This window comes from Marinococcus tarijensis, assembly GCF_054971385.1.
This window is the reverse complement of the sequence record NZ_JBQOJA010000013.1, coordinates 38,370-53,964: the sequence shown is the minus strand read 5'-3', so window position 1 is coordinate 53,964 and position 15,595 is coordinate 38,370. Positions and strand designations below refer to the sequence as shown.

Genomic DNA, 15,595 nt, shown 5'->3' with positions numbered 1-15,595 from the left:
GAGATTTCAGATCCATCCGCCTCATTCCTTCCTTGAAATACATTTTTAATATATTATTCTTTAATAGTAGTATAGGCGAATTCAGTGAAAAAATAAACAATTTCAAACAATTTCGGGTGTCTCGAAGGAAGAGAATCCTATAAATTTTTATTTTATAAAAATAATCAGCGGATAATTCCGCTGATTAAAACCTACTGGTGATTTTTTTGAAAGGTAAGCATAAAGTCCTGCAGAGCCTGGCAGCTCTCCTTGGAAACAGCGTTATAAATGGACGCCCGGCATCCGCCGACAGATCGGTGGCCGTTTAATCCGACAAAACCGGCCTGCTTAGCGTCAGCTAAAAACTGTTTATTCAATTCTTCCGTAGGAAGATTAAATGTGACGTTCATGGAAGATCGGCTGTCTGTTTCAGCATGACCCTGGTAAAACCCACCGCTGCCGTCAATAGTGTCATACAGGAGAGCCGCTTTTTCCTTGTTGCGCTGCTGCATGCCAAGGACGCCTCCGCGTTCTTCCATCCAGCCGAGCACTTCATTCAGAAGGTAAACAGCAAATGTCGGCGGGGTATGGAAAAGCGAATTTTTTTCCGCATGGGTACCGTAGCGGAGCATGGTCGGGGTGTGTTCGGGAGCCTGGCTGACCCAGTCTTTTTTGACGATAACGACGGTAATGCCGGACGGACCGAGATTTTTTTGAGCGCCTGCGTAAATCGCTCCAAACGATGAGACCGGAACCGGACGACTTAAAATGTCGCTCGACATATCGGCGACTACCGGGGAAAGCCAGTTATAATCAAGCTCCTGCCACTGCGTGCCGAAAATAGTATTGTTTGTGGTAATGTGTACGTATTTGTCCCGGCTGTCGAGCTGAAGGGCGTCGATATCAGGAATATGGGTGAAATTTTGCTCCTTTGCCGAAGCCCCGACCCGGGTCTGTCCGATCATCTGAGCTTCTTTTAATGCTTTTTCCGACCAGGAGCCTGTTAAAATATAGTTAGCCGTTTCCCCGGATTGGAGGACGTTCATCGGAAGCATTGAAAACTGCAGACTCGCTCCTCCCTGCAGAAGCAATACGTCATAATCCTCCGGAATATCGAGCAGATGCCGGAGCCTTTCCTGAGCCTGGTTATGCACTTGTTCGTAATCAGAACTTCGGTGGCTGAGCTCCATAACGCTCATGCCAGTATTGTTAAAATCAAGCATTTCCTTCTGGGCTTTTTCCAAAACTTCGTCCGGCAGGGCAGCCGGACCTGCGTTAAAATTATATGCGCGTGACATATGCTCTCTCCTTTAGCCATCCATATTTATTTATCTATAAACGATCGGCAATCCCTTTAGCCATATCGGCTAAATCAGCGCTTGTGTACTGTTCGTTATTATCGGTAAATGTAAAAGAGAACCCATCGTTTTCTGTATAACGTGGAATGAAGTGAAGATGATAATGAAAAACGGATTGCGATGCCACGCTGTTATTGTTGTTTAGAAGATTCATGCCGTCTGGCTGGAAGGCTTCTTTTATAGCGTTCGCAATTTCCGGGGCTTTTTTAAAAAGAGCCGCTGCAGTTTCGGGACGCAGTTCAAAAATGTTTTCCTGATGATCCTTCGGAATTAAAAGGGTGTGGCCCTTCGTGGTCTGGCCCAGATCCATAAATGCCAGAAGGTCGTCATCCTCATAGACGACAGAAGCAGGAATCTCCCCGGATGCTATCTTGCAGAAAATGCAGTCATCATTGTGTGCCATAGTGTTGATCTCCTTTCTAAACGTAAGTATATCTACTATCCTATTATACGTAGTTACAGTTTAGAGTTAAATGGAAATGTAAGAAGAAATAAATTCCCTGCAAAAATATACAAAATACGGTGAAACTGTGTAGAATATAAAAAGACTGTATTTTACTTAGCTGAAGGAGCGTTTGTATGACAGCATTACTTACTATCGATCATATTACCGGCGGTTACAATATCCATAAGCCGGTGCTCCATGACCTGGAATTTGATGTGGGGCCCGGGGAAATTGTAGGCTTAATCGGTTTGAACGGCGCGGGGAAAAGCACGACAATCAAGCACGTTCTCGGACTGATGGAGCCGGTGGAGGGCGGAATTTATATTAATGGTAAAACCATTCATGAGGACGCGGAAGCTTACCGGAAACAGCTGGCATACATTCCTGAATCACCTATATTATACGAAGAAATGACGCTCTGGGAGCATCTGCGCCTGACAGCAATTGCTTACGGGGTTCCGGAAGGCGTCTGGGAGAAGCGAAGTGAAAAGCTGATGGAAACCTACCAGATGACCCGGCGGAAAAACTGGTTCCCCAATCATTTTTCCAAAGGAATGAGGCAGAAGGTGATGATCATGTGCGCCTTTTTGGTGGAGCCGAAGCTGTACGTCGTCGATGAACCGTTTGTCGGGCTCGATCCGGTAGCCATTAAATCACTGCTCGATATGATGGTGGAAATGAAAGAAAACGGAGCGGGGATTTTAATGTCGACGCATATTCTGGCGACCGCAGAACGCTATTGTGACCGCTTTGTACTGCTGCATGAAGGACGGGTCGCTTTGAAGGGAACCATGAAGGAAATCCAGGATCAGGCAGGTATGCCGGGAGCGAACCTTGATGATTTGTATATTGAAGTAACCAAAGGAGAAATCACATCATGACCGGGCAATGGTGGAACGAGCGGGCAGGAGCTTTTTGGGGAAAGGCCGGCCGTTACCTGCGGTTAATCGGAAACAGCGGGTTTATGTTTGCACTGTATATTCTCCTGTTCGCCGGAGCAGTATTTTACCCGGCTTTTCTGGACTGGCTCCCACAGTCTTCGTGGGTGGTAATTGCTCTCTGGCTGATTTTTTCTGTATTAACGCTTCGCGGGCCGATCCGGCCATTTGTTCAGTCCGGAGACCTTGTATTTCTTCTCCCGCTTGAAAAGCGGATGGCGCCATTTTTCAAAAAATCCATTCGCTACTCAGCGGCTCTGCAGGGAGTGGAAGTACTGGCCGTATATATCGTTCTCGGCCCGGTTATTCAGGAGCGCACCGCCGCCGGGGGCGCTGGTTATATCGGCATGCTTCTGCTTTTGCTCGTAATAACCTTTTTGACAACATTTATTAAATGGGAAGAATGGAAATGGCACAACCATACTCATCGTTACATATCCACAGCGGTTCGCTGGGTCTGGCCGGCTCTTTTAATGCTCGCTGCCTGGTGGGGGAGCATTTTTCTGGCCGGCGCTGGACTCCTTGGAATGATCGGGCACTGGCAGCTGGTAAAGAGGCGTTCTGCTTCCCTGCTTTTGCGCTGGGAAGTGCTTTTAGAAGCCGAAAACCATCAGCTGGCGAAATTTTACCGGTTTGTTCAGTCGTTTGCGGAAGTCCCCCATATTGAAGTGAAAATCAAACGCCGGCGCTGGCTGGCATCACTTGTGGATAAAATTTCCCATAAGCAGGAAAATACGTATTTGTATTTGTACGGCAAAGCTTTTGTTCGTTCAGGAGAATACGCAGGTATGTTTATCCGTCTGCTTGTCGTCTGCGGGTTGATTATGTACGCCTTTGCTCCGGAATGGATGCGCCTTGGGATTGGCGGACTGTTTCTTTATATGACCGCTGTACAGCTGCAGGCTCTGAAAAGCCACTATGCCACCATTGACTGGCCGGATCTGTATCCTGTGCCCGTCAAGTGGAAGGAACAGGCATTTATTACGTTTACAAGAGCGCTTTTGACGGTGCAGGGAGCGGGAATCGTTCTGCTTCACGCCTGGATCGGGCAGTCGCTTTTGGTAACCGCAGCACTTATTTTATTTGTGGCGCTGCTTCTTCTGTATTATCCCCGCTGGGTTACCCGGAGAAAGCAAAAAGAGATGGTATAAAAGACGACAGGCCCCCTTTCCGCGAGGAGAAAGGGGGCCTGTGATTATGAAGAAGTGCCGGGGTATTCCAAAACGGCTCTTCCGATGACCTGGGCTGCGGTGAGCATCGCCCGTTCATCAATGTCAAATTTCGAATGGTGGTGCGGATACGTCGTTTCCCAGTCCGGATGGCCGGCTCCTGTGAAGAAATAGGTTCCTTTCACATGCTGGAGATAATGCGCATAATCCTCTCCAGCCATCGAGGGGCTCATATATTCTGTCTTCTTTACCAACGCTGTTTTTTCAGCACATTCAGCAATAAACTGGGCTTCGTTACGGTGGTTGTCTACCGGGGGATAGCCGCGCAGGTATTCATAGTCGGCTTCGGCTCCGGCGGCTTCACAGGTGCCGTGGACAATTTTTCCGATTTCTTCTTCGAACACGTCCCGCACGTTTTCATCAAAGCAGCGGGTAGTGCCGGTAAGCTTCGCGCTGTCGGCAATCACGTTAAAGGCATTGACAGCTTCAAAAGAGCCAACGGACAGCACTCCGGAATGAAGCGGATCGAGGCGGCGGCTCACAATCTGCTGTAAACTGGTGACCACCTGGGATCCGATTACAATAGCGTCTTTAGTAAGGTGCGGCTGGGCCCCGTGCCCACCCTTGCCGCGAATCGTAATATGAAAACGGTCTGAAGCAGCCATCATCGGTCCTTCGCAGTACTGCACAGTCCCGTAGGGCACCGTTGCCCATAAGTGCGTGCCAAAGATGACGTCCACCCCTTCAAGGCAGCCGTCCCGGATCATCTCAATCGCGCCGCCGGGAGCATATTCTTCCGCGTGCTGGTGGATGAAAACAATAGTGCCGCTTAAGCTGTGCTTTTCCTCCTGAAGGGCTTTAGCCAGGACAAGCAGATACGCGGTATGGCCGTCATGACCGCAGGCATGCATCACGCCGTCCGTCTTTGAAGCGAAAGGAAGACCAGTGTCCTCCTGGATGGGCAGGGCGTCAAAATCCGCCCGGAGAGCGATGACGGGCCCGGGTTTTTCCCCGCGGAGAACTGCGGTGACACCGCGCCCTCCTACATTGGTACGCACCTCATGCCCCAGCTTCCGGTGGTAATCGGCTATGTAGGCTGGCGTCTGTTCTTCCTCAAAGGAAAGCTCAGGGTACTGGTGCAGATACCTGCGAATCTCGACCATTTCCGGGTAAAGCTCTTCTAATCTGCTGAATAAATTATCCACAAAGGTTCACATCCTTTATTGAAACGTAATGAACAGAATGAAAATAGGTGTGTCTCCATTCAGGAGTAGCGTATAATAGATATATAAGCTGTATAGTATTTTCTTATCATACATGATCCTTTCCGGAAAATAAAATAAGGAAATCTGGGACGGGCGGTCGTCCTGCTGCGTATATTTATAAAATAAACAGAAGAAGGGCGGAAAGAAAGCATGAGCCAAAGAACCGGTTTTTTAGGACTGGGTATTATTATTGCCGGCGTAAGTATCGTATCCTCCCAGCTCGGTTTTGACGCGAGTTTATTCATATGGCCTATCATAGCATTAAGCCTTGCCTGCTTTTTTGTCTACCAGCGGAATTACTGGCTCAGTGCCATGTTTGTCGGTCTCGCTCTGCTGCACGTATCCAACCGGGCGGATGTGCCTTTTATATTTACAGCGGTCATCACTGTGCTCTTCCTTGCGGGTATTATTCTGTTTTATTTCTGGTGGAGCAGCTCCCGCAGAGAAATAGATATCGATAAAGACCTGAATACGTCTGAGGAAAAAAGCCGGAACAAAAGAAGCACCTCCTACGCACATGAGGTGCGCCGGGCCGGGCAGGAACGGGAGCTTCCGGCACAGCACCGCTTTTTGGCAGGTCAGTGTGTGTATATAAAGAAACCCTTCAGACTCCGTGAAGCTGCCGTCCAGTACGGAGCAGGCGAAGTGATTATAGATTTTTCGAAAGCTAAAACAGAGGAAGAGACAGTACCTGTACGAATCAGCGGCATGGCCGGGAGCATTAAGCTTTTTGTTCCGGAGAACTGGGACGTTAACGTCGACGCAAAAACACTTGTTGGCGAAACGAAGGTGCTCGGCTATAAGGAAGAGGGCCTGAAGGCAGCGATGAAGGTCGAGCATAAGGCGAAAGAGCAGACACAGGTAACATTAAATATTGAGGCAGAGCTTGTCGTCGGCAGCATTCAGGTGAAGTATGCAAAACATCCAGCTGTTTCCGTGTAACTTAACGAAATGTCTGCCGACTAAAGCGGGATAGAATATTTGTGTAAAAAGCGAGGGTGGCAGAGCTCATGAATAAACGGAAATGGGGAAAACGGCTGCTGATAGCTGCGGCGGCTTTTCTTCTGATTTTTGGCATATATTTATCCTCCGTTGTCATCGGCGCTGCTGCGATCAGTGAAAAGCAGCTGACGATGAATGAAACAACGACAATAGTTGATGACAGCGGGGAACAGCTGGCGGAGCTGTATTCAGAGGACAGGGAAGTTATCGACGAAGAACAGATACCGGATCATGTAAAAGAAGCATTTATTTCCATTGAAGATATTAGGTTTTATGACCACCGCGGTATTGACCCGAGAGCGATTGCGCGTGCGCTGTACCGTGATATTTTAGCCGGTGGAATTGTTGAGGGCGGAAGTACGATTACCCAGCAGCTGGCGAAAAATGCTTTTCTCTCGAGTGACCAGACCTTCTTACGTAAAACGAAGGAAGTGCTGATTGCTATGGGGCTTGAAAAGAAATTCTCCAAGGATGAAGTAATGGGGTACTATTTAAACCAGATTTACTTCGGTCACGGAGCTTACGGAATCCAGTCTGCCTCTCAGCAGTATTTCGGGAAAGACGCTTCCGAATTGAACGTTGAAGAAGGCGCTATGCTTGCGGCTATGGTGAAAGGGCCGAGCAACTATTCACCGGTGGATGAGCCGGAGGAGGCCAAAGAACGAAGAGACACTGTCATCGCCATTATGGAACGGGAAGGGTACATATCAGAAGAAGAAAAAGCGGCAGCAACTTCTGCGTCTCTTCCTTCCGGTCTTCAGGAGCAGCAGACCCATCCGGAATACTACACGTATGTGGATATGCTCATGAAGGAAGCTCAGGAAAAATACAACATTGAACCTGAAGAAATTTACAAAGGCGGATATACGATCCAGGTGCCGATGAACGAAGATATGCAAAAAGCTTCCTACAGCCTGATGCAGGAAGATACGTATTACCCGGACGGATCGGAGGATGCGGAGAGTGCCTTCTTTATGATGGATCACAGCAGCGGCGGAGTTGTCGCGGTGCAGGGCGGCAGGGATTACGAACGCCAGGGGATGAACCGGGCGGAGGTGCAGCGGCAGCCGGGTTCAGCCTTTAAACCACTGGCAGTGTATGGACCGGCCCTTGAATCCGGGGATTATGAGCCTTATTCGACACTCAAGGATGAACAACTGGATTACGACGGCTACTCCCCGAAAAATAACAGCGGGGAGTTTCAGGGCGAGGTGACGATGAGCGAAGCGCTGGAGCAGTCCATCAATACATCAGCAGTATGGCTCTATGACAGGCTTGACCGCAGCGCAACGAATGATTTTTTAGAGGAATCAGGTATCGAGCCCCAGGGGGACGGACTGGCGACGGCTCTTGGCGGTCTTGAAAACGGGGTCACCCCGGCCCAGTTAACTGAAGCGTATACGACGTTTTCAAATAATGGAACAAAAACAGAGCCGTACTTTATTACAAACATCAAAGACCGTAACGGAAATATTATTGTGGAAAATGAAACAAAAGAGCAGGAGGTGATGGACCCGCAGAATGCATGGTACATGACCCGTATGCTCGAAAATGTAGTGGAAAACGGAACAGCATCAGCCGGAAGCACCTCGTATGATTTAGCCGGTAAAACGGGAACCACTTCATTTGAAGCGGTCGAAGACGGGGCAAGAGACGCCTGGTTCGCCGGCTATACGCCGCAGTGGACGGGCACGCTTTGGATGGGGTATGACCAGACAACCGAAGACAATTATTTAACCGGCGGCAGTTCCCATGCGGTAGAGCTGTTTAAATCCATTTTGAACGAAACACCTGCTGGAAACAGCGCGGTAGACTTTGAAAAACCCGAAGGTGTACGTGATTTGGAGGAGCCTGTGGAGCTTCCGGAAATTGATTCGCTTGAAGGGGATCTTACATTTGCCGGTGATGGCTTCTTAAACGTGGAGCTTACGTGGGAAGCATCTGAAGACGATCGTGTTAATTACACAATTTACGAAGTGACAGACGGAGAACGCGAAGAAATCGATCAGGTCCGCGGACAGGGGAGCTACACGATCCAAAATGCAAACCCATTTAATTTAAGAGAGTATATTGTCGTCCCTTCCTATGAACCGACAAACCAGGAGGGTGAAAAGTCGAACACGGCAGAGGTACAGGCCCGTTCTATTTTTGGAATAGGAGGGTAACAGAGAATTAGAGGCAGCCTTGGCGGGCTGCCTTATTTGCGCCCGGCGTTCATGAATTTTTTATGAATGTTGTCGAAATGCACTATACATGACAGGATCGGGCAGGTTATGGTAAAAACAGAAAAGGTGATTGTGCGAAATTGAATGGTGAGCAGGCAGAGAGGAAGTGCCCAAAAATGAAAGAAACCTTATACAATAATACTTTTTTAGAAGCAGCAGGAGGAAACTATACCGGACACGTGCCGGTATGGTACATGCGCCAGGCAGGGAGGTCACAGCCTGAATACCGTAAATTAAAAGAGAAGTATTCGCTGGTGGAAATTACTCATGACCCCGAACTGTGTGCATATGTAACCCGGCTCCCTGTGGAGCAGTATCAAAACGACGCGGCTATTTTATATAAAGACATTATGACACCGCTGCCGTCTATCGGCGTAGATGTAGAAATAAAACCAGGCATCGGCCCGGTGATTGACCGCCCGATTGAAACGCTGGACGATGTAAAACAGCTTGGAACGCTTGAACCGGAAAAGGATATCGACTACGTGCTTGAAACAATCAAGCTTTTGCGTCAGCAGCTGAATGTGCCGTTAATCAGCTTTAGCGGGGCCCCATTTACCCTGGCAAGCTACATGATTGAAGGCGGCCCGTCGAAAAACTACCACCGGACGAAAAGCTTTATGTACTCCCAGCCGGACGCCTGGTTTGCCTTGATGGAGACGCTTGGCGATATGGTGATTCGGTACGCCGGTGCCCAGATAGAGGCCGGTGCCCAGTCTATTCAAATCTTTGACTCCTGGGTCGGTGCTTTAAACGCCGCCGACTACCGGCAGTACGTGAAGCCGGTCATGAGCAGAATTTTTGCGGCTTTGGAAGAAAAGAACGTGCCGGTGTCCATGTTTGGAGTCGGTGCCGGCCATCTGCTTGAAGACTGGAACGACCTGCCTCTCTCTATTATTGGACTGGACTGGCGGACCTCCATTCTTGAAGCAAGAAACCGGGGCGTCACTAAAACGCTTCAGGGCAACATGGATCCGAGCCTGCTGCTTGCTCCGTGGCCGGAAATAGAGAAAAGAGCTGCCGCTATTATTGATGAAGGCATTCAGCATCCCGGGTTTATTTTTAATTTGGGGCACGGTGTATTCCCGGATGTGAAGCCTGATACGTTGAAACGTTTAACAGCTTTCGTTCACGAATATTCGAAAGAACAGTTGGAGGGAAGACGATGAAAAAGAAAACCGGCCTTCTGGTGATGGCTTATGGAACTCCGAGAAGCCTCGACGAAGTAGAAAGCTATTATACCCATATCCGGCGTGGAAACAAACCATCCGAAGAAGCTTTGGAGGATCTGGTCTCCCGCTATAAAGCAATCGGCGGGGTGTCCCCGCTTGCAAAAATTACGGAGGATCAGGCCTATGGCCTGGGCGAGGTGATGAACGAACGTCACCCGGAACGGGAATTTCACGTTTATATTGGTTTAAAGCACATTGACCCGTTTATCGAGGATGCTGTTGCTGAAATGAAAGAGGACGGCATCGAAGAGGCGTACAGCATCGTCCTCGCGCCGCATTTTTCGACATTCAGCGTAAAGTCTTATAATGGACGGGCCCAGGAAGAATCCTCCCGCATCCATGGCCCGGCGATTCACAGTGTAGAAAGCTGGTACGACCAGCCAAAGTTTCTGCACTACTGGGCTGAACGGGTGCGTACTATGCTTGACGGGCTTGATGAAGAGAAAACGTGTGTTATCTTTTCTGCTCACAGCCTGCCGGAAAAAATCATCGCCAAAGGAGACCCGTATCCGGAACAGCTGAAAGAAACCGCCCAATGGATCGCAGAGCGTGCCAATGTTCAGCACTACGATATTGGCTGGCAGAGTGAAGGCAACACCCCGGATCCATGGCTTGGACCGGATGTGCAGGAATTAACGAAGGATCTGCACCATCAATACGGCTATGAGTCATTCGTCTACTGTCCGGTAGGATTTGTAGCGGATCATCTTGAAGTATTGTTTGATAATGATGTTGAATGTAAAGATGCCTGCGACAGTGTGGGAGCGGCATACTACCGGCCGGAAATGCCAAACAGCCAGCGTGAATTTTTAGAGGCGCTCGGTGACGCGATTGATTCTTTAGTGGAACAGAAGGTTTCCTCGTAATATAAAAAGGCGTCCTTTCGATGACGAAAGGGCGCCTCCTTGTATTGCTATGCTTTTCCTTCCTGCTTTAATCTGCCGGCAAGTACATAAAGCACAGCCAGTGTGACAAAGTGGGAGGAAAAATCATTTTGGTCCTGCTGCGGATAGACTTCAACAAAATCCATGCCACAGACTCCGTGTATACCGAATTCATGAATGAGAGTGAGCAGCTGCTCGGGGTGGAGACCGTTGGCATCCGCCGGGCCGCCCGGATTGTAGGCATAATCTAAAATATCACTGCAGATACTTAAATATACTTCGTCGGTCCCCTCAGAAGCGGTGTCATAGACTTCTCTGGCAAACGCCTTTAAATCCGGAGCATTTCGGATTTTGTCGATGGTAATCGTAACAGCGCCCGCTTCCTTGGCGGATCTGCCATTGACGGCTTTATTGCGCGGGCCGTGAATGCCGAGGTGCACGAGGCTTTCGTTTCTCACCTGCTCATATTCATACAGGCGGGCAAACGGGGAACCTCGCCCGAACTCGTCGCCCATCGATTCGTCGTTATTATCAAAGTGGGCATCGATATGAATAATGCCGATTTTTTTTCCGGTAGTTTCACCAAGCGCCCGCACGACCGGGTATGTGATGCCGTGGTCGCCTCCAAGGCCGACAGGAAAAGTGCCGGATGCCCATAAAGAAGAAGCGAAGGACTGAATTGTTTCCATCGTGGCCGGGACGTCGGCTGGCGTGGTGGAAACGTCGCCGGCATCTGCGAGGCTGTAATGGCTGAGTACATCGATGCCGTCAAGCTCAGGCAGATAGCCGCTGTAGCGCTCGGAGCACTGGCGGATCACCTTCGGACCAAGCTCACAGCCTGTATACGCTCCCCAGGTTACCGCTCCCTCCCATGGCACGCCGTAAATAGTTGCCTGATAGTTTGCTGCTTTCGATAAATCCTTTGCTACTGAAGAAGCATGAAGGAAGGTCGGTGTATTTCCGTAAATGAGTGGTCGGTTCATATGTCAGCACCCTCTCTGTGTATGATTTTCAATGTATAGGGAGTGAAGAAGTGTACATGCCCGGATACGTTTACCACGTGACATGTGATACAATAAAGTGTACCATATGTGAGTAGTTTTGCGTTCGAAGCAGTGGAACAAACTGTACGGCAGCGGCGCAGTGAAGTGGAAAGGCGGTAACTCCTATGAACGCTGAAGAGAAATTGGACGTATTGAAGCATTCCCGGCATGACTGGATGAATGTCCTGCAGCTTCTGAAAACACACGCTGCGCTTGGTAAAGTGGAAGAGCTTCAGAAAGTGATCGAAAAAACGAGCTTTAAAGCTTCCCATGAAGCCAAGCTGTCAAATGTACAGGCTCCAACGTTCGCTGTCGAACTGATAACGTTCCACTGGCAGGAACACTGGTTTTCCATTGATTTTGAGGTGGAGGATACGTTCAGTGCCAAACCGGACGATCAAAAATGGACTCGTTTTTTTCAAGGTCTGGCAGCGCACATTGATGAACAGGCCGAGCGAACGAGAAATAACCATCTCGAAATTTCCATCAACCAGAACGATGGCGGGCTTCCGTGTCTGGAGCTCGATTTTGAAGGTGAATTAAAGAGTCCCGAGAGGCTTGAACAGTGGATACGAAAAGAGTCCGTAATGATAGATATGATTGAGTATATAGAAGTAAGCACAGAACACCTATATTGCGTCATTGTCGATCAAGCAGGCGGTCAGTAAGAATACTAATGAGGTGAAAGAATTGTTTGTAGATCACGTAAATTTATATGTAAAAGGCGGCGATGGCGGAGATGGCATGGTCGCCTTTCGTCGGGAAAAGTATGTCCCGGACGGCGGACCGGCCGGAGGCGACGGAGGCAGAGGCGCAGATGTAGTTTTTGAAGTGGATGAAGGGCTCAGGACATTGATGGACTTCCGTTATCAGCGCCACTTTAAAGCAAAGCGCGGAGACAATGGAAGATCCAAAAACCAGCACGGCAGAGGCGGCGAAGATTTAATTGTCCGTGTACCGCCGGGTACCATCATCCGTGACCGCAGCTCCGAGGCTATGATTGCGGATTTAACAGAGCATAAACAGCGCGTGGTAGTGGCAAAAGGCGGCCGTGGCGGCCGTGGGAACACGCGATTTGCTTCTCCCTCCAACCCAGCTCCGGAAATCAGCGAAAAAGGTGAACCGGCGGAGGAAAAAGACATTCAGCTTGAGCTGAAGGTGCTGGCAGACGTTGGTCTCGTCGGTTTTCCGAGCGTCGGTAAATCCATGCTATTGTCTATTGTATCAGCGGCACGGCCGAAAATTGCCGATTATCCATTTACTACACTGAAGCCGAACCTCGGCGTTGTGGATGCAGGAGAAGGAAAAAGCTTTGTCATGGCGGACCTCCCGGGACTTATTGCTGGAGCTCATGAAGGCGTTGGGCTCGGAGCCCAATTCCTGCGGCATATTGAACGGACACGGGTGCTTGTGCATATCGTGGACATGGCCGGAGAGCTTGAAGGCCGTGACCCGTTTGAGGATTTCCAGCAGATCAATGCGGAGCTGCGGGAGCACAACCTCCGGCTGCTTGAGCGTCCAATGGTGGTAATGGCTAACAAAATGGACATGCCAGGCACGGAGGAACAGCTTGAAGAGTTTAAAAAGAAGCTCCCGGAAGGTATTGAAGTGTTTCCTGTATCTACACTTAGAAAGCAGGGCATTCAGCCGCTTCTGCAACGAGTGGCGGACCTGGTGGAAACGACACCTGCCTTTCATTTATATGATGAAGAGGACCAGGAAGAAAAAGTGGTATACACGCTTGATGAAAAAGAAGCTCCGTTTTATATCGGCCGTGCCGACGACGGTGCTTATGTGCTCTACGGACCGGACATCGAAAAACACTATAGAATGGCGGATCTCTCCCACGAAGATTCAATGCAGCGTTTTTCAAGGAAAATGCGCAACATGGGCGTTGATGAAGCACTGCGCGAGCGAGGAGCTAAGCACGGTGATACAGTAAGGCTGCTGGACTTTGAGTTCGAATTTGTTGATGGGTGACCAGTCAGTATAAATCAGAGTATAAAAGAGTGTGGTGAAAGCAGTGGCAGACAGAATTGATCATTTCTATCTTGTACGGGAAGATCTGTTGACAGATGCAATGCAGAAAACGTTGGAAGCAAAAGCACTGCTCGAAAGCGGGAAGGTGCACAAGGTGGCAGAAGCGGTACAGCATGTGGATCTGAGCCGCAGCGCATTTTACAAATACCGGGATGCTATTTTTCCGTTCCATACGATGATACAGGAGAAGATTATTACATTATCGATCCAGCTCGCCGACCGTTCAGGCTCCCTCTCGGAGCTGCTGCGTATTGTAGCAGAAGCGAATTCAAACGTCCTGACCATTAATCAGACGATTCCACTGCAGGGGCGGGCCAACATCACGTTAACTGTTGATACGTCGGCGCTCAGTCTGGAAATCCGTGACTTTGTCCGCAAAATTCAGGGAATGGAATTTGTGGAAAAGACTGAAATAGTTGGCTCCGGATCGCTGTAAAGAGTAGAAAGGTAAAGGAGTGGAGAGAGTGAAGCGAGTGGGATATCTTGGCCCGAGGGGGACTTTCACAGAAATGGCAGCGCGGGTGCTGTTTCATGAGCAGGTGCTCGAGCCCTTTGATACGATTGCAGAAGGGATGAAGCTGACCGAGCAGCAGGAGATAGATATTGCTGTCGTACCGCTTGAAAATGCGATCGAGGGATCGGTGAATGTGACCCTGGACTATTTGATTCATAAGCATGAACTGCCGGTTATTGGAGAAGTGACTGTACCGATTGAGCAGCACCTGCTGGCTCGTCCGGAGGAAAAGGAGCAATGGGAACAGGCGGAATTTGTGCATTCACACCCGCACGCCATCGCCCAGTGCCATGAGTTTCTAAGCCGGTGGATGCCGGAGACGAAAGCACAATTCACGAATTCCACGAGCGCCGCTGCAAAAAAACTGAGTGAAGGTGCTGCCGAAGGGGTGGTTATTGCGACGAGGCTTGCTGCGGAGCAGTACGGTCTGGAGATCGTGAAGGAAAACATTCATGACTATACGAACAACCACACCCGCTTTGTAGTGCTCGCAGGCAGTGAAGACCGAGCAGAAGGTCTTTCGGAAGAAAAGAAAGCAACGGAGAGGACGACGATGGTCATTACGCTGCCGTCCGACTACCCCGGGGCTTTGCACCAAGTACTCGCAGCTTTTTCATGGCGGAAGCTAAATTTAACAAAAATTGAATCCCGGCCGATGAAGACCGGGATTGGAAATTACTTTTTTGTGATGGACGTGGAACAGCCGGAGGACGATATTTTGATTCCAGGCGTTATTGCGGAGCTTGAGGCCCTCGGCTTCGGTGTCCGGGTTCTCGGGCATTATCCGTGCTTTGAACTCTCTACAGCCGAGGCGAAGGTAGACAGCCGGACATCAGGCTAATTGTCTTCGTTGATCAGGTAGGCATGATTTTCTAAAGCTTCAAGCAGAATGTTGAACTGAGCGAGCGAAGAAATTTCAATGGTATGAAGATGCACGCCGGCGGTCAGCTCTGAGAGCATGGAAGCATTTGTGTTTTTCATATTCTCAATAAAGCGGTCCGCATCAATCCGGCTCTCGATCATTAAGGATGCGGTAATGTCTCCGTACACGGGATGCTCAACGGAAACATCAACAACCTTCCCCCCGTGATCTACGATCAAGTACAGCTCCTCGAGGGTGCTCTCCGGGTCGGAAGGATGGGAGACGGCTACGCGCTTTCGTACCGTTTGGTGCGTTTCCTTGTTTTTGATAATAATGTAGCCCTGGGACGTGGCGAGAATTGGATGTCCCTGGGCTTTCAGTAACGACATGTCCTGGACGATGACCTGGCGGCTGACGCTCGCCCTTGAAGCAAGAGAGCTCCCGGTCAGCGGCCGTGCGGACATTTCAAGCCATTCGAGCAGCTGATTGCGCCGGTCGGCTCCAAGCATTTTTTTAGATGAATGATTAGGCATAATAATACCTCACTTTGTTGGTTGCTACTCTATATCATAGCGGTAATGTGTTTTTATTGTAAATTAAAAACTGCCGCCGTTTTAATCTATATCGGGCGGTGAAGAC

General features: G+C 49.5%; 15 protein-coding genes. 10 read left to right on the top strand and 5 right to left on the bottom strand.

Annotated features, from left to right (window positions below; translation table 11 throughout):
- Positions 1-191: 191 nt before the first annotated feature.
- Together serC and ACTTK7_RS09115 are read right to left on the bottom strand one after the other, a co-directional pair.
- Positions 192-1,277, bottom strand: a complete 1,086-nt coding sequence (gene serC / locus ACTTK7_RS09120; RefSeq protein WP_462867596.1) for a 3-phosphoserine/phosphohydroxythreonine transaminase — start codon at positions 1,275-1,277, stop codon at positions 192-194.
- Positions 1,278-1,311: 34 nt separating this feature from the next.
- Positions 1,312-1,740, bottom strand: a complete 429-nt coding sequence (locus tag ACTTK7_RS09115; protein WP_462867594.1) for an HIT family protein — start codon at positions 1,738-1,740, stop codon at positions 1,312-1,314.
- A gap of 176 nt (positions 1,741-1,916) precedes the next feature.
- On the opposite strand from ACTTK7_RS09115, the gene ACTTK7_RS09110 reads away from it, so the two are divergent.
- Together ACTTK7_RS09110 and ACTTK7_RS09105 are read left to right on the top strand one after the other, a co-directional pair.
- Positions 1,917-2,663 (top strand): ABC transporter ATP-binding protein, encoded by a 747-nt coding sequence (locus ACTTK7_RS09110; protein WP_462867592.1) that lies wholly within the window; start codon positions 1,917-1,919, stop codon positions 2,661-2,663.
- Positions 2,660-3,871 carry an ABC transporter permease gene (locus ACTTK7_RS09105; RefSeq protein ID WP_462867590.1) on the top strand — a complete coding sequence of 404 codons (1,212 nt, stop codon included), beginning with the start codon at positions 2,660-2,662 and terminating at the stop codon, positions 3,869-3,871. Before ACTTK7_RS09110 ends, ACTTK7_RS09105 begins: the two co-directional genes overlap by 4 nt.
- A gap of 44 nt (positions 3,872-3,915) precedes the next feature.
- Here the strand turns inward: ACTTK7_RS09105 and ACTTK7_RS09100 are convergent, their stop codons facing one another.
- Positions 3,916-5,094 (bottom strand): M20 family metallopeptidase, encoded by a 1,179-nt coding sequence (locus ACTTK7_RS09100; protein ID WP_462867588.1) that lies wholly within the window; start codon positions 5,092-5,094, stop codon positions 3,916-3,918.
- 210 nt (positions 5,095-5,304) lie between these two features.
- Here ACTTK7_RS09100 and liaF point away from each other — a divergent pair, with 210 nt between their 5' ends.
- From liaF to hemH, 4 genes are all read left to right on the top strand, one after another.
- Complete coding sequence (gene liaF, locus ACTTK7_RS09095; RefSeq protein ID WP_462867586.1) at positions 5,305-6,096, top strand: cell wall-active antibiotics response protein LiaF; 792 nt, start codon at positions 5,305-5,307, stop codon at positions 6,094-6,096.
- A 68-nt stretch (positions 6,097-6,164) separates the two neighbouring features.
- The gene (locus ACTTK7_RS09090) at positions 6,165-8,321 is read left to right on the top strand and encodes a transglycosylase domain-containing protein (protein WP_462867584.1); all 2,157 of its coding nucleotides are present in this window, start codon (positions 6,165-6,167) and stop codon (positions 8,319-8,321) included.
- Positions 8,322-8,497: 176 nt separating this feature from the next.
- A complete protein-coding gene (gene hemE, locus ACTTK7_RS09085) occupies positions 8,498-9,550 on the top strand; it encodes a uroporphyrinogen decarboxylase (protein WP_462867583.1) in 1,053 nt (350 codons plus the stop codon).
- Complete coding sequence (gene hemH, locus ACTTK7_RS09080; protein ID WP_462867581.1) at positions 9,547-10,479, top strand: ferrochelatase; 933 nt, start codon at positions 9,547-9,549, stop codon at positions 10,477-10,479. The genes hemE and hemH overlap by 4 nt, the downstream gene beginning before the upstream one ends.
- Positions 10,480-10,526: 47 nt before the next feature.
- Here the strand turns inward: hemH and ACTTK7_RS09075 are convergent, their stop codons facing one another.
- Positions 10,527-11,480, bottom strand: a complete 954-nt coding sequence (locus tag ACTTK7_RS09075; protein WP_462867579.1) for an agmatinase family protein — start codon at positions 11,478-11,480, stop codon at positions 10,527-10,529.
- A 185-nt stretch (positions 11,481-11,665) separates the two neighbouring features.
- Here ACTTK7_RS09075 and ACTTK7_RS09070 point away from each other — a divergent pair, with 185 nt between their 5' ends.
- The 4 genes from ACTTK7_RS09070 to pheA are packed head-to-tail and all read left to right on the top strand — an operon-like array spanning position 11,666 to position 14,935.
- Positions 11,666-12,208: a Spo0B C-terminal domain-containing protein gene (locus ACTTK7_RS09070; protein ID WP_462867577.1), complete on the top strand. Its 543-nt coding sequence runs from the start codon at positions 11,666-11,668 to the stop codon at positions 12,206-12,208.
- 22 nt (positions 12,209-12,230) lie between these two features.
- The gene (obgE, locus tag ACTTK7_RS09065; RefSeq protein WP_462867575.1) at positions 12,231-13,520 is read left to right on the top strand and encodes a GTPase ObgE; all 1,290 of its coding nucleotides are present in this window, start codon (positions 12,231-12,233) and stop codon (positions 13,518-13,520) included.
- A gap of 55 nt (positions 13,521-13,575) precedes the next feature.
- Positions 13,576-14,016, top strand: coding sequence for an ACT domain-containing protein (locus ACTTK7_RS09060; protein ID WP_462867650.1), 441 nt, complete (start codon positions 13,576-13,578; stop codon positions 14,014-14,016).
- A 28-nt stretch (positions 14,017-14,044) separates the two neighbouring features.
- Positions 14,045-14,935 (top strand): prephenate dehydratase, encoded by an 891-nt coding sequence (pheA, locus tag ACTTK7_RS09055; protein ID WP_462867574.1) that lies wholly within the window; start codon positions 14,045-14,047, stop codon positions 14,933-14,935.
- On the opposite strand, the gene ACTTK7_RS09050 is transcribed toward pheA, so the two are convergent.
- The gene (locus tag ACTTK7_RS09050) at positions 14,932-15,489 is read right to left on the bottom strand and encodes a 3H domain-containing protein (RefSeq protein ID WP_462867572.1); all 558 of its coding nucleotides are present in this window, start codon (positions 15,487-15,489) and stop codon (positions 14,932-14,934) included. The genes pheA and ACTTK7_RS09050 overlap by 4 nt on opposite strands.
- Positions 15,490-15,595: the final 106 nt, after the last annotated feature.